This is a genomic window from Haloarcula sp. MBLA0163 (assembly GCF_055632435.1).
The window spans coordinates 370,927-393,701 of sequence record NZ_CM145745.1; the positions used below are offsets into that span (position 1 = coordinate 370,927).

22 protein-coding genes, 1 tRNA gene and 2 pseudogenes are annotated in these 22,775 nt (G+C 65.1%); 11 read left to right on the forward strand and 14 right to left on the reverse strand.

Annotation, left to right across the window (positions count from 1 at the left end):
* Positions 1-14: 14 nt before the first annotated feature.
* Complete coding sequence (locus ACV7GQ_RS01795; RefSeq protein ID WP_470311848.1) at positions 15-995, forward strand: AAA family ATPase; 981 nt, start codon at positions 15-17, stop codon at positions 993-995.
* Here the strand turns inward: ACV7GQ_RS01795 and ACV7GQ_RS01800 are convergent.
* Genes ACV7GQ_RS01800 through ACV7GQ_RS01815 form a run of 4 tightly spaced genes read right to left on the reverse strand, consistent with a single transcriptional unit; the run spans position 967 to position 4,346 of the window.
* The gene (locus tag ACV7GQ_RS01800; RefSeq protein ID WP_470311849.1) at positions 967-1,668 is read right to left on the reverse strand and encodes a DUF7519 family protein; all 702 of its coding nucleotides are present in this window, start codon (positions 1,666-1,668) and stop codon (positions 967-969) included. The two genes, ACV7GQ_RS01795 and ACV7GQ_RS01800, sit on opposite strands and share 29 nt — an antisense overlap.
* Positions 1,656-2,927: a DUF58 domain-containing protein gene (locus ACV7GQ_RS01805; RefSeq protein WP_470311850.1), complete on the reverse strand. Its 1,272-nt coding sequence runs from the start codon at positions 2,925-2,927 to the stop codon at positions 1,656-1,658. Before ACV7GQ_RS01805 ends, ACV7GQ_RS01800 begins: the two co-directional genes overlap by 13 nt.
* Positions 2,924-3,562 carry a DUF7269 family protein gene (locus ACV7GQ_RS01810; protein ID WP_470311851.1) on the reverse strand — a complete coding sequence of 213 codons (639 nt, stop codon included), beginning with the start codon at positions 3,560-3,562 and terminating at the stop codon, positions 2,924-2,926. The genes ACV7GQ_RS01805 and ACV7GQ_RS01810 overlap by 4 nt, the downstream gene beginning before the upstream one ends.
* Positions 3,555-4,346 (reverse strand): DUF4129 domain-containing protein, encoded by a 792-nt coding sequence (locus ACV7GQ_RS01815; protein WP_470311852.1) that lies wholly within the window; start codon positions 4,344-4,346, stop codon positions 3,555-3,557. The genes ACV7GQ_RS01810 and ACV7GQ_RS01815 overlap by 8 nt, the downstream gene beginning before the upstream one ends.
* A gap of 161 nt (positions 4,347-4,507) precedes the next feature.
* Between ACV7GQ_RS01815 and ACV7GQ_RS01820 the strand changes: the two are divergent.
* Together ACV7GQ_RS01820 and ACV7GQ_RS01825 are read left to right on the forward strand one after the other, a co-directional pair.
* Positions 4,508-6,727 (forward strand): annotated as a pseudogene (locus tag ACV7GQ_RS01820) (nucleotide sugar dehydrogenase); the annotation flags it as partial.
* A 3-nt stretch (positions 6,728-6,730) separates the two neighbouring features.
* Positions 6,731-7,225: pseudogene (locus tag ACV7GQ_RS01825) on the forward strand (UDP binding domain-containing protein); the annotation flags it as partial.
* A 6-nt stretch (positions 7,226-7,231) separates the two neighbouring features.
* On the opposite strand, the gene ACV7GQ_RS01830 reads toward ACV7GQ_RS01825, so the two are convergent.
* The 5 genes from ACV7GQ_RS01830 to ACV7GQ_RS01850 all read right to left on the reverse strand — a co-directional run bounded on the left by ACV7GQ_RS01830 (position 7,232) and on the right by ACV7GQ_RS01850 (position 11,337).
* Positions 7,232-7,723, reverse strand: coding sequence for a hypothetical protein (locus tag ACV7GQ_RS01830; protein ID WP_470311853.1), 492 nt, complete (start codon positions 7,721-7,723; stop codon positions 7,232-7,234).
* Positions 7,716-8,198: an OB-like fold-containing membrane protein gene (locus ACV7GQ_RS01835; RefSeq protein WP_470311854.1), complete on the reverse strand. Its 483-nt coding sequence runs from the start codon at positions 8,196-8,198 to the stop codon at positions 7,716-7,718. The genes ACV7GQ_RS01830 and ACV7GQ_RS01835 overlap by 8 nt, the downstream gene beginning before the upstream one ends.
* 61 nt (positions 8,199-8,259) lie before the next feature.
* The gene (locus tag ACV7GQ_RS01840; protein ID WP_470311855.1) at positions 8,260-9,243 is read right to left on the reverse strand and encodes an NAD-dependent epimerase/dehydratase family protein; all 984 of its coding nucleotides are present in this window, start codon (positions 9,241-9,243) and stop codon (positions 8,260-8,262) included.
* The gene (locus ACV7GQ_RS01845; RefSeq protein WP_470311856.1) at positions 9,236-10,171 is read right to left on the reverse strand and encodes an NAD-dependent epimerase/dehydratase family protein; all 936 of its coding nucleotides are present in this window, start codon (positions 10,169-10,171) and stop codon (positions 9,236-9,238) included. Before ACV7GQ_RS01845 ends, ACV7GQ_RS01840 begins: the two co-directional genes overlap by 8 nt.
* Positions 10,168-11,337: an NAD-dependent epimerase/dehydratase family protein gene (locus ACV7GQ_RS01850; protein WP_470311857.1), complete on the reverse strand. Its 1,170-nt coding sequence runs from the start codon at positions 11,335-11,337 to the stop codon at positions 10,168-10,170. The genes ACV7GQ_RS01845 and ACV7GQ_RS01850 overlap by 4 nt, the downstream gene beginning before the upstream one ends.
* Before the next feature lie 141 nt (positions 11,338-11,478).
* On the opposite strand from ACV7GQ_RS01850, the gene ACV7GQ_RS01855 reads away from it, so the two are divergent.
* The 4 genes from ACV7GQ_RS01855 to ACV7GQ_RS01870 all read left to right on the forward strand — a co-directional run bounded on the left by ACV7GQ_RS01855 (position 11,479) and on the right by ACV7GQ_RS01870 (position 13,099).
* Positions 11,479-11,551, forward strand: a tRNA-Pro gene (locus tag ACV7GQ_RS01855).
* 171 nt (positions 11,552-11,722) lie between these two features.
* A complete protein-coding gene (locus ACV7GQ_RS01860) occupies positions 11,723-12,052 on the forward strand; it encodes a hypothetical protein (RefSeq protein ID WP_470311858.1) in 330 nt (109 codons plus the stop codon).
* Positions 12,053-12,622 (forward strand): hypothetical protein, encoded by a 570-nt coding sequence (locus tag ACV7GQ_RS01865; RefSeq protein ID WP_470311859.1) that lies wholly within the window; start codon positions 12,053-12,055, stop codon positions 12,620-12,622.
* 276 nt (positions 12,623-12,898) lie between these two features.
* Positions 12,899-13,099, forward strand: a complete 201-nt coding sequence (locus ACV7GQ_RS01870) for a hypothetical protein (RefSeq protein WP_470311860.1) — start codon at positions 12,899-12,901, stop codon at positions 13,097-13,099.
* A gap of 319 nt (positions 13,100-13,418) precedes the next feature.
* Here the strand turns inward: ACV7GQ_RS01870 and ACV7GQ_RS01875 are convergent, their stop codons facing one another.
* From ACV7GQ_RS01875 to ACV7GQ_RS01885, 3 genes are all read right to left on the reverse strand, one after another.
* On the reverse strand, positions 13,419-14,189 hold the full coding sequence (locus tag ACV7GQ_RS01875) for a cupredoxin domain-containing protein (RefSeq protein WP_470311861.1): 771 nt from the start codon (positions 14,187-14,189) through the stop codon (positions 13,419-13,421).
* A 736-nt stretch (positions 14,190-14,925) separates the two neighbouring features.
* Positions 14,926-15,414, reverse strand: a complete 489-nt coding sequence (locus ACV7GQ_RS01880; RefSeq protein WP_470311862.1) for a hypothetical protein — start codon at positions 15,412-15,414, stop codon at positions 14,926-14,928.
* On the reverse strand, positions 15,411-16,133 hold the full coding sequence (locus ACV7GQ_RS01885; RefSeq protein ID WP_470311863.1) for a hypothetical protein: 723 nt from the start codon (positions 16,131-16,133) through the stop codon (positions 15,411-15,413). The genes ACV7GQ_RS01880 and ACV7GQ_RS01885 overlap by 4 nt, the downstream gene beginning before the upstream one ends.
* 450 nt (positions 16,134-16,583) lie before the next feature.
* Between ACV7GQ_RS01885 and ACV7GQ_RS01890 the strand changes: the two genes are divergently transcribed.
* Positions 16,584-16,799 (forward strand): hypothetical protein, encoded by a 216-nt coding sequence (locus ACV7GQ_RS01890; RefSeq protein ID WP_470311864.1) that lies wholly within the window; start codon positions 16,584-16,586, stop codon positions 16,797-16,799.
* A gap of 570 nt (positions 16,800-17,369) precedes the next feature.
* Here ACV7GQ_RS01890 and ACV7GQ_RS01895 read toward each other — a convergent pair.
* Complete coding sequence (locus tag ACV7GQ_RS01895; RefSeq protein WP_470311865.1) at positions 17,370-18,710, reverse strand: polysaccharide deacetylase family protein; 1,341 nt, start codon at positions 18,708-18,710, stop codon at positions 17,370-17,372.
* A 244-nt stretch (positions 18,711-18,954) separates the two neighbouring features.
* On the opposite strand from ACV7GQ_RS01895, the gene trmY reads away from it, so the two are divergent.
* Both trmY and ACV7GQ_RS01905 read left to right on the forward strand, forming a co-directional pair.
* Entirely contained in the window at positions 18,955-19,551 is a 597-nt protein-coding gene (trmY, locus tag ACV7GQ_RS01900; RefSeq protein WP_470311866.1) for a tRNA (pseudouridine(54)-N(1))-methyltransferase TrmY, read from the forward strand.
* 122 nt (positions 19,552-19,673) lie between these two features.
* A complete protein-coding gene (locus ACV7GQ_RS01905; protein ID WP_470311867.1) occupies positions 19,674-21,782 on the forward strand; it encodes a hypothetical protein in 2,109 nt (702 codons plus the stop codon).
* A gap of 69 nt (positions 21,783-21,851) precedes the next feature.
* Here the strand turns inward: ACV7GQ_RS01905 and ACV7GQ_RS01910 are convergent, their stop codons facing one another.
* Complete coding sequence (locus ACV7GQ_RS01910; RefSeq protein ID WP_268899093.1) at positions 21,852-21,977, reverse strand: hypothetical protein; 126 nt, start codon at positions 21,975-21,977, stop codon at positions 21,852-21,854.
* Positions 21,978-22,061: 84 nt separating this feature from the next.
* Between ACV7GQ_RS01910 and ACV7GQ_RS01915 the strand changes: the two genes are divergently transcribed.
* A complete protein-coding gene (locus ACV7GQ_RS01915; protein ID WP_470311868.1) occupies positions 22,062-22,607 on the forward strand; it encodes an NUDIX hydrolase in 546 nt (181 codons plus the stop codon).
* Positions 22,608-22,775: the final 168 nt, after the last annotated feature.

Consider the following 22,775-nt stretch of genomic DNA (forward strand, 5'->3'; position numbering starts at 1 on the left):
TCTGTCACCGCTCGATGAGTACGGACACCGACGTCGACGCCGTCGCCGACCACTGTGGGACCGTCCTCGACACCGTTTCAGGTGCGGTCATCACCGAACGAGAGACGCTCGAGACCGTGCTCTCGGGCTTCCTCGCTCGCGGCCACGTCCTGCTGGAGGACGTGCCGGGGACCGGCAAGACGCTCACCGCGCGGTCGCTCGCGGACGCGCTCGGACTCCAGTTCTCCCGCATCCAGTTCACGCCGGACCTCCTTCCAGCCGACGTCACCGGCACGTACGTGTTCAATGAGAAGGACCAAGAGTTCGAGTTTCGCGAGGGCCCCATCTTCGGCAACGTCGTCCTCGCCGACGAAATCAACCGCGCGTCGCCGAAGACACAGGCCGCACTGCTGGAGGCGATGGCGGAGGGACAGGTCACCATCGACGGGGAGACACACGCCCTGCCGGACCCCTTCTTCGTCATCGCGACCCAGAACCCCATCGAGCAGGACGGCACGTTCCCGCTGCCGGAGGCACAGGTCGACCGCTTCGTCGTGAAGACGAGTCTGGGCTACCCCGACGAGGACGGCGAACTGGAGATTATCGACCGCAGAGCGGCCCGCACCGACCGGACGCCATCGGTGACCGAGGCCGTCTCGATGGCGCCGTCGGAGCTGCGGCAGGCACCCGAATCGGTCCACGTCGAGAAAGAGGTCCGGAAGTACGTCGTCCGACTGGCCCGCGCGACTCGCGAGGAGCCACGCGTCGAGACGGGCGTCTCCCCGCGAGCGACCCAGCGGCTGTTCGAGGCGGCCAGAGCCCTCGCCGTCGTCCGCGGCCGCGACTACGTCACGCCCGACCACGTGGCCCGCATCGCGCCGGAAGTCCTCTCACACCGGCTGGTCCTGACGCCGGACGCGCGCGTCGACGACGTCGCAAAGCGCGCCGTCGTGGCGGACCTGCTCGACGACGTCGAAGTGCCGACGGTCACCTATACAGAACAGCCATCAACGTGACGGCGGCGGCCAGGAGCAGGGCCAGCGCACCCAGCGGCACGCCGGTCCCCCCGTTCTCGTAGAGGACCATCGCACCGACGACCAGTAGGGCCCCGTAGCCGCCGCTGGCGCCGGCGTGGACGAGTTCGACAGTGTAGGTACGGGCGTCGGCTCGCAACTGCTCCCCGAGACTGATGGCGTGTTCCCCGAGGTCCCAGGCCACGATGGCGGCGGCCGTCGCCGCGAGCAGCGCCGGAGGGTCCCCGCGCTCGAAGATGCCGGTGAGGACGACGCCGACGACGAGCGCGGCGAGTCCCGCCGAGACGAACCGGCGAGCGAAGCGCTGTCTGAGCGGCCGCGTCCCGAGGCCGACGCACACGATACCCACCAGTCCGGGGACGAGCTCCGCCTGTGCGCCGAACTCGCTGACCGCACGCAGCGCGTGTGTGAGTGCCGCGAGAACCACGAGGCCGCCGGCGGCGACGACCGCCCGCCCGATCAGCGGGGGGTACTCGCCGGTCAGGTCGTCACGGTCGCCGAAGACGACGAGGGCGATGCCCGCGACCGTCCCGAAGACGGCGAGTCGCTGGTCGGGGCCGGGAGCCAGGAGTGCCGTCGAGACGCCCGCCAGCAGTATCGCCAGCGCACTCGCGACTGGCGTGGGCCGGTGGTCGACGCCGGTCACGCCGACCACCGCCGTCGTCGCTCGCCAAGCAAGACGGTGCCCAGCGATTCGGTCGGCGACCAGTCGATGACCGGGACGCCGGCCTCGCGAAGCGCGTGTATCCGGTTCTCGCGCTCGGTGCGTGCCAGTCGTTGCCCGAGCGTCCGGTCGCCGGTCACGTCCGGACACAGCACCGTCGTGGTGTGCGAGGCCGCCTCCAGGGTCCGGACGGTCCGAACGATGGCGTCGTCGGCCAACGGCGAGCAGACGAGCACCTGCGTGTCGGTGTCGAGGCGCTTCCGCAGCATCTCCGTCTGCCGGCGGATGTCGCCGTCCTCCTCGGGTGCCGGCGGCGTCGCCGACAGGCCCGGATGGGTGCCGAGCAGTCGGCGGAGGTCGGCGTGGTGGTCAGGGCCGACGCCAGGGGCGGCCCAGCAGAACTCCCGGCCCAGCGCGGCTACGCCGACGAAGTCGTTGGTGTCGTCGAGCGTCGCGAGCAGTCGCTCGACGGCGGCGAGGCTGTGGGCGACGGCGTTGGGCGTTCCTTCGCGCGCCGACCGGTAGGCCGGCTCGCGGGCGTCGACCAGCAGGAGGACCGAGGTGCGCCGTTCCTCGCGGAACTCGATGGTGGTGAGTTCGCCGGTGCGGGCCCACCGCTTCGAGTCGATGCGGCCCAGCGGGTCACCGCGGCGGTACTCGCGGACGGCGTGGAACTCGATGCCGCTCCCGCCGTCGTCGGTGACGAGCCGACCGGCGTGGCCGTTGGTCTGCTGGCGCACCGGCAGGGAGGGCACCGACTCGGCGCAGTCTATCTCGGTGCCCGTCGCCACCGTCGTCTCGACCTCGTGGGCGCCGGTCACGTCCCTGACGACGACGGTGGCGGGGTCGAACTGGTGGCGGCCGTGTTCGGCCTCGACCGCGTAGGTGTACGCTGTCGTCTCGCCGGGCCGCAACACGGCGGCGTGGCGCGGACTCCCCGACGCGACGGTGAGCATCGGCGGGACGCCGTCGACGACGCGCACGTCCGTCAGTGTCCGGTCGCCAGTGTTCGTCAGCCGCGTCGTCACCGTCACCGGGTCGCCGCGGGCGGGATGGCCGTCGTCGAGACGCCGCTCCAACTCCAACTCGACGGACGGTGGGCCGAGCAATCGGGGGTACGCCGCGTAGCCGGCGCCGACGGCCCCGACGAGCAACACCGCGGGTCGGTCGGCGAGGACACCGACGGCGACGGCGAACAGGCCGACGGCGACGATACCGCGCCACCGGCCGGTCGTCCGGACCGTGGTCATGCCTCCTCGCTCCCGTCCCCACGCGCGTCGGCCGCGTCGGTCCGCTCCAGCAGGGCGCGCGCGACGGCTCTGGCGCCGTGTTGGACCCACGAGTCACCGCGGAGCAGGAGCCGAGCGCGCTCGCTCAGCGGGGGTCCGCTGGCCGTCTCGTCCAGGAACCGCGTCGCGACCGGGTCGTCCGTCCACGCGCCCTCGGCGACCTGTCGCTCGGCGCGCTCCTCGCTCAGATCGGCCTCGCGCATCAGCGTCGCGACCACCGTCGAACGCAACCGTCGGCGGAGTTCCTCGGCGTCTTCGCTCCCCTCGCGGGCTGCGAGCGTCGGTAGCCCCTCGACCAGCTGGTCGAACTCGACACCCGGTGGCGGCGCGTCCCGAACCGTCTCCGGCTCCGGCGGCTCGGCCTGTGTGACGTGCTCTCTCGCACGGCGGACGACCATCCAGCCGAGGACGCCGACGGCGATGCCGCCGAGCGTCCCCAGCAGGAAGTACTCGTTACCGACCCGGTCGATGAGCGCCTCCGTCGGGAGGAGCCCTGAACCACCGGGGACGACCGCCAGCGCGAACGTGAGGAGGCCGACGGCCACGAGCAGGTACCACCCGAGACGACGGACGCCGGTGACCGCTCGCTCACTCATCGGCGTCCTCCCCCAGCGCCTCAAGCGATTCCTGAGCGATCCGCTCCCGCTCACCCGACGGCGACGCGCCGCCGTACTCGACGTCCTCGAACGTCCGCCGAAGCCGGTGAACGGCGTCGGCGTCCAACCCCGTCTCGACGGCGGCCCGGGCACAGTCCCGGGGTGTCTTCGTCCGCTGTCGGGCGATGCCGACGCGTCGAAGCAGGGCTACCCACGCTCGCTGAACCTCGTTCTCTGGTGCCGGGCGCAACGTTTCGGTCCCCTCGTCTGGCGGGGCTTCGGCCCCGACCATCATACCTAACAGCGAGATAATCTTCTCGCGGTAGCGGTACGCGATGCCTACGACCGCCGCGAGCGCCACCAGCCAGAGGAGCGCCGTCAGGAGTGTCTGCCAGACCGACTCGGAGGGTACGACGCCGGTCCCCTCGCCCTCGCTCGGTGCCTGCTGCTGGTTGTTCTCCCCGCCCGACCCCGCGTTCGACTCCGAGTTCGCGCTGCTCGACTCGCTGACGGACTGCCTGTCTGAGCCGTCGGGGTCCCTGTTCGCGTTCTCGCTTTGCTCACCGGTCGGTGCTGGATTGCCCGTGTAGCGGTCGTGGAGATTCTGTGCGGCGTCCTCTATCTCGCCGGCGCGGTCGTCGCCGACGGGGAGCATGTCGTAATCCGGGTCTATCGCGTCCGATGGGTCGGTCGACATCGACGGACCGAGCGTCGCGGCCGAGAGGCCGACGGCGACGACGACGACAGAGGCGACGCCGACCGACACGAGTCGTTCAGTGTCCATTTGTTCCGAACGGCGACGGCTGTCGCCTGACTGGTCACGCCTGGGGCAGGCCCCGGCGTTGTTATAAGGGGATTATCCACGCGGCCGCGACGGAAGAGAGCGCCGAACCAGCCGGCGAAGGACCCGAGTTCTCAAGTATGGTGGTGGCCAACCCTCCGCCGATGAACGTCAGCATCGTCGGGAGCGGCTACGTCGGGACGACCGTCGCGGCCTGCCTCGCCGACCTGGGCCACGAGGTGACGACCATCGACGTCGACGAGGCCATCGTCGACGCCGTCAACGCGGGCGAGTCGCCCATCCACGAACCGGGACTGGACGAACTGGTCGCCGACCACGGCGGCGACCGCCTCCAGGCGACCACGGACTACGGCGTCGTCCGAGAGACGGACCTGACGATGCTGGCGCTGCCGACCCCCTCGAACGAGGACGGCAGTATCGATCTGCAGTACATGGAGGCCGGCGCGACGTCCGTCGGGGAGGCGCTGGCCGAGGCCGACGACGCTGTGGACCCCCACCTCGTCGTCACGAAGTCGACGGTCATCCCGCGGACGACCGACGAGCGACTGGCCCCGCGCATCGCCGAGGCCGGACTCACCCGCGGCGAGGACTTCCTCGTCGCCTCGAACCCCGAGTTCCAGCGCGAGGGCACTGCTGTCGAGGACTTCCTTAACCCCGACAAACTCGTCTTCGGCGCCGACGACGAACGAGCGTTCGAGCGATTACGCGCCCTCTACGCCCCCCTCCGAGACGCCGCCGACGGTGACGTCCCCGTGGTGGAGACGGGCATCGCCGAGGCTGAGATGATAAAGTACGCCAACAACACCTTCCTCGCGAGCAAGGTCAGTCTCATCAACGACATCGGGAACGTCTGCAAGGAGTTCGGCGTCGACGCCTACGAGGTGGCCGAGGCCATTGGCCTCGACGACCGCATCGGTGAGCAGTTCTTGCGGAGTGGAGTGGGTTGGGGTGGAAGCTGTCTCACGGGTGACCAACGAGTATTAACGAAAGACGACTCGGGCACCAAACTCCTTTCATTGGCCGAATTCTTCGACCACTACGCTGCTGACGGTGACATTGAGGACGTTTCCGTTCTGAGTTGTGACGAGGACGGCGAGTTCTCCTTCGAACCGGTTCTGGCTGTGACGCGTCGGCAGTACGATGGGCCACTCCACACGATTCGGACGAAGATGAACAAGGAGGTCACTGTCACACACGACCACCCGATGCTTGCCGTAGCTGACGGTGAGGTCACCGTTCGAGAGGCAACCTCGCTAACAGAAGGCGACGAGCTACCGGTTCAGACTGGGCTACCTCCGGACCCTCTCGAATCGTTCGATTTAATCGACCTAATCGATTCGGCTCCCGCCTTCGAGAACGATTCGGTCTACCTGAAGCCGTCGTTCGATCTCGGTGAGCACAAACCCGAACTTCGGCAGTCTTTGGCCGACTACAACGACCAGTACAGCTACGACAAGGTCCACGAATTCGCTCGGAACAACTACCTACCACTCGACGTGGTCCTTGAGTTCGAGGACGACCTTCCGGTAGCGCGTGGTAATCTCGCACTCTACACGACTGTCGGTGGCGGACAGACGTACATCCCAGCAGTACTTCCTGCGGACGACGATTTCTGGCGATTCATAGGGTACTACCTCAGTGAAGGACATATTCACGACGACGACTCCGGCCGCGGGTCGACGACACGCAAACGTGTGTTCTTGAGCTTCCATCCGACAGACGAAGAGGAGTATGTCACAGACGTCGAGTCGTATCTTGACGAACTCGGGGTCAGGTATCGGACTGATACACAGGAGACGGCCACCCAGATCGAGATATCGAGCCGAGTCCTGGCGTATTTCCTCGAATGGCTCGGTTGTGGCACCGGCTCGTACTCCGCGGCTATTCCTGATGCCGCTTATCAGGCCTCGCCAACACACAGACGCGCCCTTCTCTCCGGCTTGTTCCGGGGTGACGGCCATATCGAGTACACGAGCCATTCGAACGCTGTCGTGTACGACTATGGTTCGGTGAGCGAGGAGCTAATTCAGGGGATGCAGTTCCTGCTACACAGTCTCGGTATCGTCCCGAGCTACAAGACCTCTCAATCACAGAAGTCGACGCAACCGGCACACTTCTTGCGAGTCAGCTCGAAACGGCAGATTGCTGAACTCACGGACCTGTTCCTGCCGAGCGACCGAGAGAAAATCGAACAGCGCCTATCGCAGTACGACCGCGACATCGAACCGTCGAGCCACACGGTCGGAGATTCTCACACGACAGTAGAGGTTCAGGATATCTCGGTCAACGAGAGAGAAGCCGACGTGTTTTCGCTCGAAGTCACGGACAATCATACGCTGGTCACGACCGATGGACTCGTCGTCCACAATTGCTTCCCGAAAGACACCGACGCCATCATCGCCGCCGCCCGTGAGGAGGGGTACGACCCAGCCGTCCTGTCGGCCGCCGTCGAGGTGAACGACGCCCAACCCGAGCGCCTGCTCTCCCTGCTGGACGACCACGTAGACGTCGCCGGCAAGCGCGTCGCCGTCCTCGGACTGGCGTTCAAGCCCGGGACCGACGACATCCGGAACACGCGCGCCGTGCCGGTCATCGAGGGCCTGCGAGAGCGGGATGCTGAGGTCGTAGCCTACGACCCCGTCGCCGTCGAGAACATGCGCGAGCGGTATCCCGACGTCGAGTACGCCGACTCGGCTGCCGAGGCGCTGGAGGGCGCCCACGGTGCCGTGGTCGTGACCGACTGGGACGAGTTCGGGGCGCTGGACGACGAGTTCGACGCGATGGCGGAGTCGGTGGTCGTCGACGGCCGGCGGATTGTCGAGCGGCGTGACGGAATCACGTACGAAGGGTTGACCTGGTAGGTCGGTCTACGCCGCCTCTCGGTACCGGTCGGTGACGAGGACGACTATCGCGAGCGCCAGCGTCACGACGAGTGCTGTCGGGTCAGAGGAGACGTAGAGGCTCGGCGTCGGCGGCCGCCAGTTCGTGACCGGATAGAGCCACGCCGAGGCGTGGCCGTCGGCGAACACCCGGAGCCCATCGAGGACGAGCGCGCTCAGACCACCGGCGACGAGCAGCCCATACACCCGGCGCCAGTGGTCGCGCTGGAACGCCAGCGTGATGAGTGCCGCAACGAGGAGGACGCCGCCGAGCGTCGAGAACGAGTCATAAGAGAGCGGTACGCCGAGCATCGCGCCGACAGTATCGGCCTCGAGGACGATGTCGACCTTCACGAGGTCCGGGATAGCGCCGCCGCCCATCCCGACGACGACCCAGCGCCGGTCCAGCCAGTCGATGCGCCAGCCGGCGACGGTCAGCAGGACGAACGGGACCAGCACGTGCGTCAACAGGTCAGCCATCGCGTCTCGCCTCCAGTACCCAGCGGTCGATGTCGACGCGCCAGTACCGAGCGAACAGCACGAGGAACAGGAGGACACCGACGAGCGAGGCGCCATACTTGTACAGCAGGGCGCCGGTACTCGCGTTGACCACTCTGACGACCTGTGCGTCGACGTTCCTGTCAGGGCCGAGCGTTCCGTACACCTGGACCGTCCCGCCGCGCTGCACGGCGGCGTCGCTCCCGCGTACGGTGAGTGAGATCGTCTTCCCGGCATCCTCGTCCTCGATAGTAAACGCGCCTCCCTCGGTGTTGACGGCGATCACCTCCCCGATTAGGAACACCCGTTCGCCGACGTAAGCGTCGTAGTCGGTCGCTAATTCGCTGGCGTCAGGATACGGCCAGCGCTGGTCCTCGGTGGCCTCGTAGTGGACGAAACTCACACCGAGGACCGACAGCAACAGGAGTGCGACGACGGCGCGGTACCGGAGCTTCACGTCATCCGGTGAGCGCAGGCTGTTAGATGGTCGTTGCGGTTTCTCGCCGGCGATAGCTGTCCTACTCCGCGTCGGCCAGCGCGTCCCGGACGACCGAGGCCACGTCGTGCTCGGCGGTCCAGCCGAGGTGCTCTCGGGCGGCGGTGGTATCGACCGGGAAGTCGTCGACGAGCGTCTCCTCACCGGCGCGGGGGTTCTCGACGAGTTCGACCGTGGGGTCGTAGCCGAACTCGACGGCCGTGTCACGGACGAGCCTCGCCACCTCGTGGACGCTGGGGTCCTCGTCGCTGGCTATCTCGAACTTCTCGACGCCGGTTTCGCCGGCCTCCAGCTGCTCTACGAGCCGCTCGGCGCTCCGGACGTAGGCCCGCGCCACGTCTTTCACGTGGACGAAGTTCCGGGACTGGGTGCCGGGCTCGTACACGGTCAGCGTCTCGCCGGCCATTGCCCGGCCGAGGAAGAAGTTGATGACGGTTCCCTTCGAGATGCGTTCCCCGCCGACCTCGTGGCTGCCGTAGAGGTTCGAGATCATGAACTGGTGGGCCGGGAACGCGCCGTCGGCGAACGTGTCGATGCTCCGTTCGGAGAGGAGTTTCGTCCGGCCGTACCAGTTGATTGGGTCCCGTGGGTGGTCGACGGTGATGGGGAACTCCTCGGGGTCGCCGATGACGGCCATCGAGAAGGGGAAGGCGAGCGCCGCGCCGGTCTTCCGGCAGAACCACGCGACGTTGTCGGTCCCCTGGACGTTGACCTCGTAGGCCAGGTCCGGGTTCTCGTCGCAGTCGTCGACGCCCGACACGGCGGCCAGATGGAGGACGACGTCGGCACCGTCCAGCGCGGCCTCCAGCCGGTCGCGGTTCCGGATGTCGACGTGGTCGACGTCGACGTCGCCGACGGTCCGGAGGTCGCCCCGGTAGAAGTTGTCGACGGCGGTGAGTTCCCAGTCGGGGTGTTGGTCTTGCAGTTCGACGAGGACGCGGCTGCCGATGTAGCCGGCCGCGCCAGTGATAGCGACGTGTGGCGTGTCTACCGTTCGTTCAGGCATCGGTGAATCTCCGTGCGATGTCGCGAATCCCCTCGCGGAGGGTGGTCTGTGGTTCGAAGCCAGTGCTGCGGAGCCGGTCGAAGTTGACGTGGTAGGAGGGGCCGGGGTGTTCGTCTTCGAGGTAGGTGATGTCGACCGCACCGACCTCCTCGTCGACGATGTCGGCTATCTCCGAAATCTGGTGGTTGGCGTCGGCACTCCCGACGTTGTACACCGTCTCGTCCCACTCGCTCGGTTCGAGCGCGGCGTGTTTGTAGGCGCGAGCGGCGTCGGAGACGTGGATGAAGGGCCGCCAGTTCGACCCGTCGCCGTAGACGGTGAGCGTTCGCCCGGTCAGCGCCCGGAACACGAAGTAGTTCACGACGAGGTTGAACCGGACGCCCGGCGAGTAGCCGAAGTTCGTCGCCATCCGCAGGGCGGTGCCGTCCATGCCGAACTCCTCGCAGTACTCCCGCAACAGGGTCTCCGAGTCGAGTTTCGTCTCGGCGTAGGGATTGATTGGGTCGGGCGTGACCGTCTCGTCGATGTCCGTGCTCGTCGCCCGCCCATAGACGTTACACGAGGAGGCGAAGACGACGTTCTCGACGCCCAGTTTCCCGGCGGCTCGCAGGACGTTCTCGGTGCCGTCGTAGTTGACCGCGACCGTCTCCTCGCGCCGGTCGTGGGTGCTGGACGCGCCGGTGATGGCGGCCAGATGGACGACGGTGTCGACGCCGCGCATGGCGCTCTCGACGTCGCCGTACTCGCGGACGTCGCCGCGGCGGAACTCCAGATTGCCGTCGACGGCGCCCATCAGCGCCCGTGGCGACCCGGAGGTGAGGCTATCGAGGACGACGACCTCGCCCACGCGGTCGTCGGCCTGCAGGCGGGGAATCAGGTCGCTCCCGATGTAGCCACACCCGCCCGTGACGAGGACGTCGGTCGTCATTCCGCTAAGACGCCCGGCAGGAAGCGGTCCTCGTGGGACTCGATGGTCTCGGTGTAGCGCGTCAGCGTCTCGAAGATGTCCTCGACGCCCTCCTCGAAGGTCTGGGCCTGTCCGCCGATGAGGTCGTCGTAGCGCTCGTTCTCGATCTCCATCTTGTGGGTCTCGTCCTCGTCGCGCGGGTTCTCGAAGTGCTCGACGTCGACGTCCAGCTCGAACTCGTGCCCCACCTCGGCGATGGTCTCGGCGATTTCGACGATGGAGATGGCTCGCGTGACCTGATTGTAGACGGTCAGGCCGTCGGGTCGCTCGTCGGCGTCGCCGAGTGCCAGCTGTGCGAGGCCCTCGACGGCGTCCTCCAGCGAGACGAACGGTTTGCGCTGTTCGCCCTTGCCGTAGACGGTGACGGGGTAGCCGGCGACGGCCTGCGCACAGAAGCGGTGGCCGACGGTCCCGAAGTAGTAGTCGAAGTCGAAGCGGGTCTTGAGCCGGTCGTCCTCGCGTGTCTCCTCGGTCTCGGTCCCGTAGGTGATGGCCGTGCGCACGTCCGAGATGGGGATGTCGAACTGCTTGTGGGCCAGCCGCATGTTGGCCGCGTCGTGGGACTTCGTGAGGTGGTACCAGCTCCCCGCCATCGCCGGGAAGGGCACGTCGTCGGCCTCGCCCTGGTTCTCCATCGTCGCGCCGCCCTCCGGGATGGGGAACTCCGGCGCGCCGTAGACGCCCGTCGTCGTCGTCTCGATGAAGTGGGTGTCGGTCATGTCGTGCTCTTCGAGGCCCCACAGCAGGTTCCGCGTGGCCTGCATGTTGTTGTGCTGGGTGTAGTTGGCCCGCTCGCCGTTGATCTGAGAATACGGCGCGGAGGGCTGGGCGGCGGCGTGGACGATGGTGTGGGGTTCGTGGACCTGCAGGAGTTCGTCGACGAAGGCGCGCTCGGTCAGGTCGCCCTCGACGAAGGACATGTTGTCGATACCCAGCGTCTCCTCGGCGGCGCCGATGCGTTCGTCGATGGACGCCACGGGGGTGGCGCTGGTCGCGCCGACCTCCTCGACCCACTCGCGGCGGGCGAAGTTGTCCACGAGGAGGACACGGTCGTCGGTTCGGTTCGCGATGCGCAGCGCTGTGGGCCAGCCGATGTAGCCGTCGGCCCCGGTGACGAGGATGCTCATAGTTACTCAACTCGTGAGTAACTGCACTCGGATAAATATCTTCTGCCGTTCGTCGGGGCTGGCGTGCCGATGACCCACAGCCACTCGGCCGTTCCGGAAGGGTTAAAAATCGCCCTCGCCTTCGTTTGAATGCTATCGCACGGGCCGGTGGGGTAGCCTGGTATCCTTCGGCCTTCGGGTGGCCGTAACCGCGATTCGAATTCGCGCCGGCCCACTACCTACAAACCCTTTTTCCCGGGTTTCCTGACAGTAAGCGGCCGCTTTACAGGGTGGTCCGCGTGAGCCTCTCGACTGACGAGACGCTCATCTGCGACACCTCCGGCGAGGTCATCGAGGACGCGTACCAGCGGTGTCCCGCGACCGACGACGGACGGAGGTGTCGGCCATGACGCCGACCCTGGAGACGCCGTGCATCACCGACGGCAACTGGGTACGGCGGCCGCGGGATTCTCGGGACGTCGATGGTCGCGACCTCTGTGACCAGTGTTTCCCGGACGGCTGGGACACCGTCGTTGAGAAGGACATCGAGACGTTCCTGACGACGCGGCGGACTGGCGCGAAGCTCCACCGCAGCATCGACACGGGTGACGACGCCGACACTAGCGAGTTCGGTGACCACGACTATCCCGACCAGCCACTCGCCTCTCGACTGAGCTCTGGTGACGTCACAGTCGACCATGAGTTCGAGTGGGACCGCGCGGGAGGTGATGTGTAGATGGTCTCGCACGACGACGAGTGCGAGTCCTGCGGCGCCATCGGACGAACGACGCTGACGCGCTTCGCCGACGGCTCGCGCTACGAGATGTGCGACCCGTGTACTCGGGACTGGTTGCTCATCTGGCGGCACTTCTGCGAGTTCCAGCCCCAGCAGGCCAACCGCGTCCGCGCACAGGCGAACCGGGATACCCTCGCCCGCTCGGATGGTGGTCGGCCGATAACCGACGGTGGACAGTCCACCAGCGATACTGGCCAGTCAGACACCGTGTTAGCCTGTCCGGAGTGCGATCGTGCCTCGGTCCAGCACTCTGGGCCGGAGCGATACCAGTGTCAGGTCTGTAAGGCTGCGTTCCCGAAGGAGGAAGCTATCGAACGCGAGCGGCGTGGCTCGCACGGCCTCCGTGGACTTGCGGGCCGGCTCGAAGAGGCCGATGCGGACCTCGTTACCGATGGCGGAACTGTCACAGCCGGTACTGAACGAACGCCTTGCTGGAAGTGCGGTTACGCCCGCCCCACGTTCGAGGCGTGTCCCAGCTGCGGGGCTCTCGGGAGTGATTGCGATGACTGAGTGCGATACTGTCCGCCTCGCGAAACTGGGCCGGGGTGGGATCGGAGCACGTGGGCCACAACCACTGCTCACCGTCGCGGCACAGGTCCTGTCCTTCGCTGCAGAAGGGAACGCGGGTTTCCGCGGTGCGAGTTGTAAATCGCTTTCTCTGTCAGAGGCGGGTGCGTTCCCAGGGCTAGCTACTCCTTGTCGATGTGAAATCTTCACCCTTCTATTAAGAAGTCGTTCAAGTACCCAGCTACCAGTGGCTACGGCCACTGACCAGGAGGGGTCAGAGTGAGCGACACCTTCGTCTGCGACGACTGCGGCGAGGAGACGCCGACGGGCCAACGCTGGCGCTACCTGCTCCCGAACCAGCCCGAGGTCGCCGATGAGGTCGCTGTCGACGAACTCTGTCCGACGTGTTCCACGGGCGTCGACCACACCCGCCTGTTCCGTGCCGGTGACGACCTCACGGGAGGTGACGATGCCGCGTAGCATCCGTCGCGAGCACCTCTTGGGAGCGACCGTCTGGGCATACGGCGGCGGTACTGCGGCTGTGAAACCGTGGTCGCCGACCGCGAAGGCCAGTACGCTGTCAGAGGCGCGGGCAAAGTGCCCGCATGTTAACTGTTAGCATTCAACACATATAGGTGCTGTGTGAGGATACTAACGTATGCGAGTGGTTATATAAAACTCCACTAGGTGTAAATCTGAGACAGTGGTGCCTGAGTCGACCGCTCAGTAGGTGTGCGTACCGACGGCAGACATTCTGTTTAATCGGCGGTTCGGAATGCTGATTCTGCGCCCTGGTGTGTTAGCCCTCTTCAACTGGCGTCAATAGTGGTCGTTTGCTCTCGGGTTTGAGCTCACTCCAAGAGACAGATCCCTGGTCAACAATATTTTCGGGTGCCATAGCTGGGTCGCTCAACACGAGTCCAGCGGTGAATTCAGGTGGTCGAGATTGTTCGGAGGGCGCCGGTGCCTCTCCAACCGGATTCGCTGCAGGGCCCGTGGCTGATCCGACGACAATGCTCCCGACCATCCCAAACAGCTCGTGGGGTGCACACATGATGTTGTGCACACCTTCGGTCTCGAACGTATAGAGCCAGTAATCGCCAGCAGTCAGGATCGGCGATGAATACGGCGGTACACCCGAGGGGACCCGCTGTGTGTAGCCAAACGCCGGATGGTATGCATTGATGTTGTGGTGTGGCGTTGCGAGATTGAATTGAACGGTGTCGCCGACGTCGATCGCGAGCCCGCTGGGTTCGAAATAGAACTCCGGGATTGGAATGTTCTCCCGTGGGCGGATCTCGAGGTTGATCGTGTGATCCGGTTCGACTGGTGGCGATTCATCACTCGTTCCAATGTAACCGAACCGCGGATCGATTGACTGACTGTCGCTTTGCTGTGAAGTAGTGGTTTGTTGCATCGTGGTGGTGGTTTCCGAAGGCTCCGACGTATCTGTCGAACTACTACAACCGGCAGCCGCTGGCATTGCAGCTGCTCCAATTGCAGTCAACAATTGACGGCGAGACGGCGACAGCGTCAATGCCCCATCCCCGCTCTGTGACTCCTCTGCCATTACAGGTCAGGTGAAATAGGGGTGGAGTAAATGATATGTCGGAACCCTCAATATTCGCAGCTAGCGTTAATTACCATTATCCAAAATTTATAATTCTGTTGGTACGAACCATTTACCGGTGGTTATCCGATCACAGCATGACTCATAAGGAACCCTCCCCTATGGAACTCGTCCCCCCTTCTCATAGCCGTTACTGACAAGTTTCAACAGAATCGAATGTCGTTCTGATATGCGAATATTCTGCACAAATCGTTCGCGACTTGGCTGAGAAGTCGCTATTGTGGTCCAATTTATAAGCTACCCGTCAGAAAAGCGAATCATGCTATGGGTTTGTGACAGGTGCGGGACCATCCACTCGCAGAACCCACCGGAATGTAGGAACTGTGGTCATCGAATCCTTGACTCAATGCGCGCTCAAGAATACGAGAGGACTTACGATGAGGAACCGCCTGAGCCCGTAGATGGGGCAATTACGATGGGCACCACACCGGACCCAGATTTTGAGTCGTCTCCAGACGTAGCTGTTGACGGGTCTGTCAAGAAAGATAACAAACAGAAACAAAACGTCGGCAAACGTGCTTCCGGGAATCCTGGGCTGCTCACTCGGATACGAAATTGGCTGTTCTAACCAGTGTGGATATATGGGAAACAATTCGTTAGTGGACTGCGATTTATACTGGCCACTACCCAATAGGTTCGCAATGTTATAGGTGTGTGACAGATGTGGGACTGGTGTCTACGTGAGTTTGCCTACCGCTCTCACAACTGTCGACACGTATGCTGTCAGCCCGAATACAGGGGGTAAGACAAGCATCAGCACAGCAAGAAGAGACAACCCTAGTACGATCAACCCGATATAAAAGAAAATAAAGATAGAGACGGCCCCCATCCCGAGTGTGTACATTGCGTACGGTACGCTGAGAATGCAGACCGCAATGGCACCGACTGTTGGCACGAATACGATTCCTTGTAACAACGGATATCGAACCTCGCCACCCTCGCCGTACTGTCGTAGTGCTATGACCACCACGGCGGACCAGTCAAATATCGAATTGAATCCTGTCTCGTTTCGCACCCGTCTGAGGGTCGACAACACGCCTGTACTGATGTCGATGCTAAGTCCAGCCGCAGCCACAACCAGGGCACCCAAGACCCATCTCCGGGTGAACAGGAATCGGAGTGCCTCCAGTATCGTTTCGGGACCTACTCCACCAGCCTGCATCATCGGTACCGACCCCCAGGAGACTGTTCGCTGCTTTTGAGAACCCACAGTGCTGCTGCGCCGATATAGCCCGCAGTCATGACGACCCCGCCCACACCGAGGAGGACGAGCTGGTCTGGTACCAGTTGAAAGCCGTAGATGCCCGAGCCACCGACCAGAATCACCAGGCCAGCAGTCATTCCGAATGGCATCTCAGAGGGGACCGAACGGAGTCGCCACGCGATCCCGATTGTTCCGGTCAAGAAGAATACCACGGTCCATACGACTGTTATCTCCGTCTGGAGTGAGGATTCGACCGGCCCGAAAAACAAGAGTAAGAGCGACGCTGTAGCCCCAGCTACCATGACCAATCCAAGCACGAGTCGCAGCACGACCTTTTTCAAGAATCGCCCACCGCCCGGCAACTCTCGGTTTCGAAGCTTGTTGATTGTCGAACGAAGACGGAGGTACATCGTTACCGTCCCCACCCCCTGAAACCACTTCCCGACGAGGAAAATCGCACCTACAAGATAGTCAGTCTGTGAGACAGCCCATGGATACGCGAGTGCCGCATACGCGCCGGCGAAGATCCACCATCCGAATAGACCCGAGAACTGTTGACTCCGGAACGAGCGGGCGTAGCTGAACGCGAATAGGACGGCACCACCAGCCATTATTGCTGATGGGAGCCATTTTGGCTGCGGATTCAGAAACCAGGGGAGTTGGAGGAGCGATTCAGGCATAATCTCCGACCAAGACATGTGTGGCTGCAGCAGTCATCAGACCAATCCCTATGAAGAACATTCCAATCCCGGCCGGACCCAATAACACTACTATCGGGTACATCAGCCCACCTACTTCTTCGATTATCTCGGTTTGACGAGTCGCTGCTCTCGTAAAATACCACCCGATACCACCGATCGTTCCTAACAGTACAATCAGACCGAGTGGATTTGGCGGGTTCTCACCTTCAGGAACCATTAACGTGCCAACGATGCCTGATATAATAGCGAACACAGCGAATGCCGGTGCACTCGCCGCTTCACAAGCAGGGTCTGGCCATGGGAGACACATCTGGATATGAAGTTAATATAATCTGATATTGTTTTGACGGTTGCTATTTGCGCTCGCATTTCACTTTCACTCCGCATCCGTGGCTCATCCCCTTTACAGGTACTGCCTATGTCCCGAGCATGGGTGCGACCTACGACGATTCAGACGTTCACGACCGACCGACGCTGCACACGTACCGGGAACACTGGACGACCATCGTCCTTCAGGAGCAGGATGACGGCGAGTGGCTCGCCACGCAGGGCGGCGTCGCCGTCGAGGGCCACGGCGAGGGCGAGACGGCGGCTGAGGCTGCCGCCGAATACTGCCAGCAGGTCGCGGAGGCCAGCGATGAGTAGTACCCATCGATCCACCCCTCGAATCCGGTACCGCTGCCGGGCCTACGTTTCTTGCCTCTCGGAGACCGCGACCGGCGTCCTGCCTACAGCAGCTTGAAACATGTATTTGGGAGCGGATCTCCGGCGTGAGGGCACACCCCGGTCAGAACCGTTGCGTCGGTTGCGCGATGTTGACGACCAGATAGTCCTCACCCTCGACGAGCCTACGTCCCCGCTGGGTCGAGACCGTCCTGTGGGGAGTTGGTGTGTTGGAGGTCGACACGTGAGCACCGTGAAAAACCGGCCGTCGGCAGTGGGGGTGGGGATGTCCGTGGGGTTCGATGCCGACGGTCTATTTCGACACCGACGGTCGCTCTTGAAAACGTACCGGAGCCCTCAGGCCGTCGCGGCGACGATTGCGAACTCTGTCTGTGAAGGAGTCGGCCGGAGCGTCAGTCCGGCGAGTGCGAGTACCCGGAAGACTGTCGGCGAGATACCGTCCACGAGATATCTTCGCTCGGCCGAACGACACGCGAAACCTGGGCCCGAACGGGCCGGCCACGCTTCGGCGACTGCATGACGACTCGACGCTCAATCGAAGAGGCCGCCGTTGGACTCGAACATCGGCGGGTCGAACAGGTCCGTCAGGAGGTACGACGGGGTGACCACCTCGACGCCGTCGGTCTCGTCAATGCGGCGCATCTGCTCGCGGAACCCGGCTTCGCTGATCCAGTCGTCGCTCCCGATCTCGTGATACGACAGGACGACGAGTTGGTCGTACGCCCCGGCCAACTCGATGGCGTCGGCGACGCGGTCCCGTTCCTCGGCGAAGATGCGGCCAACCGTCAGTGGGCCGCTGAGCTGATGGCCGTGGGTGTTGCTGCCGTCCGTGAACGCCAGATAGTGGTAGTCGCCGACGACGGCACGCGTCCGCGGGTCGTTGCTGCTCCACGGGTAGACGAAACTGTTGGCGCCGTCCTCGAACCCGTTGTCGAGGAGCCACGCTTTGGCCTCACGGACCTGCGAACGGATTGCATCAGTCTCGAGTTCCGTGAGTCGTTCGTGGTCGACCGTGTGGCTCCCGACCTCCCAGCCGGCGGCCTGCAGGTCACGGAGTTGGTCGAGCGAGAGGTAGTCGTCGTCGCCAACCCGGTCAGAGTTGATGGCCGCGAACCCGGGGAAGCCGTACTCGGCCATCACGGGGAACGCCCGGGTATACTGAGACGCCTCCGTATCGTCGAAGGTCAGGACGACGTACCCACCGTCACCGCGCTCGGTCGCACGGAGGTCGTCGACCAGCAGTTCGATGGGGCGGCCGTAGTCCTGGTTCATGCTGATTCGGATTTCCTCGACCTCCGAGAGGTCGGGGTTGCCGTCCTCCTCGGTGATACCGAGGTCGAGGCGGAACCATCCGTAGGTCGGCGTGATGGTCCGGCGGCGCATCCGCACCTCGTCGCCGTCATCGTCCTCGACGGTGACGGTCAGCTGCTCGACCTCCGGCGATTCGAGCTTGAGCGCCAGCGAGAGCGCCTGGTTCGAGAGGTCGAGGTCGTCGTCGAACTCGCGGCTGATCTCGAGGACCCCATCATCGTCGGCCTGCAACGAGAGTCGCGCCGACTGGGTGCCTCTGTAGACGTCCACTTCTTCGGCGTCGAGTGACCCGCTCTCGACGTCCCACTCGTCGAGGTCTTCGAAGTCGTCCACGGGCGCCCCGACGTCGACGTAGCGGTCCGGGCTGGCGAACGCCGTTCGCAACTCGTCGACGGTGGCCTCCCGCGTTCCCTCCCGGTCGTCGTCCTCATCGTCGTCTTCCTCCTCGTCGTCGTGTCCACGAGCGATGTCAGCTGTGTGATAGAGGCTCCCGACGACGCCCAGTACACTGCCGGTCCGTCGGAGAAACAGCCGTCGTGAAGCCCCGTTCGACTCCGTCATGGTCTGTCACAGACATACGGAGTCGTGCTGATTGTTATTCTGAGGTTGTCACTAGCCCGGAATCGAAAGGTGGTGTTATCAGACCTGGCGACGTGACAATCCTGGATTACCGGCGGTCGGACCGGGTCGCTGTCGGTCTGCCGACCGTCACTCTCGTGTGTCGAGGCCACCGGTCGCCCGACGGCTTCGACCGGTCTCTCGGTCGTCTCGACACACCTAACAGCCCCGACAGTCACCACCGAGTATGCGCCAGTTCGTCGTCGTCGGCCACGACGCACCTACCACGCCCGACTTCTCGCTCGACGACCTCGCCGGGGCCGCCGGGCGCTTAGACGTCCTCTGTCGCTGTGTCAACAGCGCGTTCTTCCTGAGCCACGCCATCCGGGAGGACGTCCGCACGCATCTGGTCCTCGCCGACGAGTACACGGTCACCTTCGAGGGGAGCGATCTCCGTCGCCTGAACCCAGACGAACGGTCGACGGCAGCACTCGTCCGCAACGCGCTCGAAGAGCGCGAGGAGGCCATCGGTCACATCCCCGTCGAGACGTCGCCCGGCGTCTCGCTCACCCGCCGGGGGTTCGAGGGAACGCTCGACGACGTGGCCGGAGACGGGACCGTCATCCAGCTCCACGAGGACGGCGACCCGGTCGTCGACGTCGAGCCGCCCACGGACCCGGTGTTCGTCCTCTCGGACCACCACGACTTCGAGGAGAGCGAGGCCGACCTGCTCGCCGAGGCCGCCGAGGCGCGCGTCTCGCTCGGCCCCGAGCGACTGCACGCCGACCACGCCGTCACCGTCGCACACAACTATCTCGACACGGACGGGTTCACCCGGTACTGACCGGCCCCAGAAGACCTTTCACCCGCGCTCCCGACGACGCCGTATGATGCAGACGGTCCGTCGAGCCGACGAGCGCTGCGTAGCCACCGGGGACGGACATGTACGATGGGGTGGGCGACGAGATGCCTGAGTCGACACTCGACCGACGGACGCTCCTCGCGTCGCTGGCGGGCGTCGGTGCGGCCTCGGTCGCCGGCTGTTCGGTCCTCTCGGGCGGCGAGGACAGCGACGCGAGCGAGGTGGGCGCCGACCGCGCTAGCGAACTCGCCAACCGGTTCGCCCCTACGCTGTACTTCGACGAGAACGAGCCGTGGTTCCCGACGGACCCGCGACCGTACACGAGCGAACGGGACGGCGAGACGATCGTCGACGGGTTCGACGCCTTCGACGGTTACCACGAGCGGTTCACGGGTGACGAGCCGCCGAACCCGACGGTGTTCTACCACGCCGTCGAGTACGAGGACTCGCCGCTGGCGGTCGTCCAGTTCTGGCTGTACTCCGCGTTCGACCAGTTCACGACGAACTTCCACTGGCACGACTGGGAGGTGCTGCACGTCTTCGTCGACACGGAGACCGACGAGCCGCAACTGTACGTCGCCAGCTCCCACTCCCGGAAGGTGCCCAACAACGAGTTCCTCGACCCCGACCCGGAAGGGGTGCCACGCATCCTCACCGAACTGGGCTCGCACTCCAGCGCGCTGTCGGTCAACGACTCCCCCGACGAGTTCCAGCGACTCCCCGAGGGCGGGACCTTCGCGGACATCACCAACAGCGCCATCGAGACCCTGGAGGACGTGGCCGCCATCCCCTTCGCCTACGGGTTGCCGCGTGACGAGGGCCACCGGCTACCCTACGTCGTCCCGGAGTACGATGGGGCGCCGCTGTACGATCACGCCGACCTCCCGTCCGTCCAGCGCTCGGACCTCGTCGACGAGGCCCTGACGGTGCGCTCGCTCGACTCCCTCTCGTCGCCGCCGACGGACCTGCCCGACCGGTCGACGGGGCTCGTCTTCAAACACGCCGAGCGCGAGGGCGGCGACGAGGCCGACATCGAGTACGCCCTCGTTCCGAGCGGCGAGATAGAGTCCATCACGGACTTCACGGGGCCACAGTTGAGCTTCGAGTTCGCCGTCCCGGAGTTCGGCGAGGACGCCATCGCGGGCCACATCACGACGACGGGCGCGCCGTGGGGCCAACCACGGTACGAGAACCCGGCGGCGGACATCTCCGAACCGAACCACCGCGCGGCGCTGGCCGAGCGCTACGACGCCATCGGGGAGGCGGCCCCCATCAACACCGTCGTCGCGAGCATCTCCGAGGCTGTCCCGAGCGGCGACGCCCCCGAGGACGAGGGCCTGACCACGCAGGACTCGACCGTCGAGGCGGTCGCGCTGCTGGAGAGCGACCCCGAGGCGGTGCCCACCTTTGACGGCGTCGCCGCCGTCCAGGACGTTCCGGCGGGCGACCACCGACTGACGGTCAACCGCGCCGGAGCGTCCCCGCACAGCGAGCAGGTGGCCGTCACCGACGAGGGCGGGCCGGCGCTGGCCGGCGTCGATGGCGAGATCCCGACCGTCGCCAACGAGCGCGCCCGCAAACTCGAACTGGACCCGGCCGACGCAGACAGCGAGCTGACCGACCTCGCCGTTGAGGACGACTTCGCCGGCCGGCTGTACGACTCGCCGCTCGACGGCGCGGACGCGGTGTACGTCCACGACGGCGGCGCCTACACGACGGAGGTCCGGGACGCCGACGATGCCGTCGGCGCGTTCCGCGTGAACCCGGACCCGGCGGCCGACGAGTCGGTCCGCATCGAGCGGCCCAACACGGGGAAGGCGTCGCTGTCGACCTTCCTCGCCGACGTCGCCGAGGAGACCCGTGCCGAGGTGGCCGCGACGGCCGACGGCAGCGGCGATACCGACCAGCAGACTGACGCCGACGGCGGCAACGGCGGGCAAGACGGTGGCTCGCAGAACGCCGTGCAGGGATTGGAGCAGGCGCTCGCCGCCGTCGCCGAATCGGCCCGGAAGGCGGCGGAACGGGCACGTGCCGGCGACGGGAACGGCGCCGACCAGCGACTCGATGCCGTCACCGAACGCCTCCAGCGAGTGGCGTTACGCCTTTCCGAAGCGAGCGACGACCTGCCGGACCCGCTGGCCAACGCCGCTCGACGGCGGCTTGAACAGGCTGGGCGCCGCGCGGAACAGGCCCGGAACGCCGAGAAGCTCTGAGCACTGCAGTCACTCGCCGGTCGTAATCGGCTCGCAGAAAGCCCGCTCGCGAATCGCGCTCCGAGACGTCTACGACCCGAGCCAGCGTGCCACGCCACCGCCGAGCATCACGAGTGCGCCGGCGATGAACGTGCCGGGGACCGGGAGTGCGAACAGGAGTGCGCCACAGACGAGGACTATCGAGGATGTTCTCATCGAGTGTTTACTACCACGGCCGCCCGGATACGCGCTGGGCTTGCAATCGCCACGGGTTTATCAGTCCCGGCCCCAATGGCGCCCATGCCAGACGACCTCGCGTGGGAGACGCTCGACGCGGAGACGGCCTACACGTGCCCGGGGTTCGACATCGTCCACGAGGACGTGCGCCTGCCCGACGGGACCGAGTCGGACTTCGACTTCCTGCGGGAGGGCGACAGCGTCGTGATACTGCCGTTCACCCCCGACGGCGACGTCGTCGTCATCGAGGAGTGGCGCCAGGCGGTCAAGCGTGTCAACCGGGCGCTCCCGGCCGGGAGCATAGAGGCCGACGACGACACACCGCGGGCCGCCGTCGACCGGGAACTCCGCGAGGAGACCGGCTACGAGGCCGAGGACGTACGCCATCTCTACACCGCGGAACCGGCCAACGGCTACGCCGACTCGGTGTTCCACTACTTCCTCGCCGAGGGGTGCACGCCGACGGCCGAACAGGACCTCGACTTCAACGAGTCCATCCGCGTCGAGACGACGACAGTCGAGGCGCTCCTGGAGGCAGTGCGGACCGGAGACCTGCAGGACGGCCGGTCGGCGGTGGGTATCATGTACTACGCGCTGTTCGAGCGCTGACTCGTACCGACGTGTAATCGGTAGAAAGCGGGACCCTCGGGTGGATTCGGACAGCAGTACATGACCGGCTACGTCTACGACGAGGCGGTGACGCTGCCGCTCAAGCGGGGCAACTCTATCGAGGCTGCGAAACGACTCCGCGAGCACGGGCTACGCCGAACAGGAACC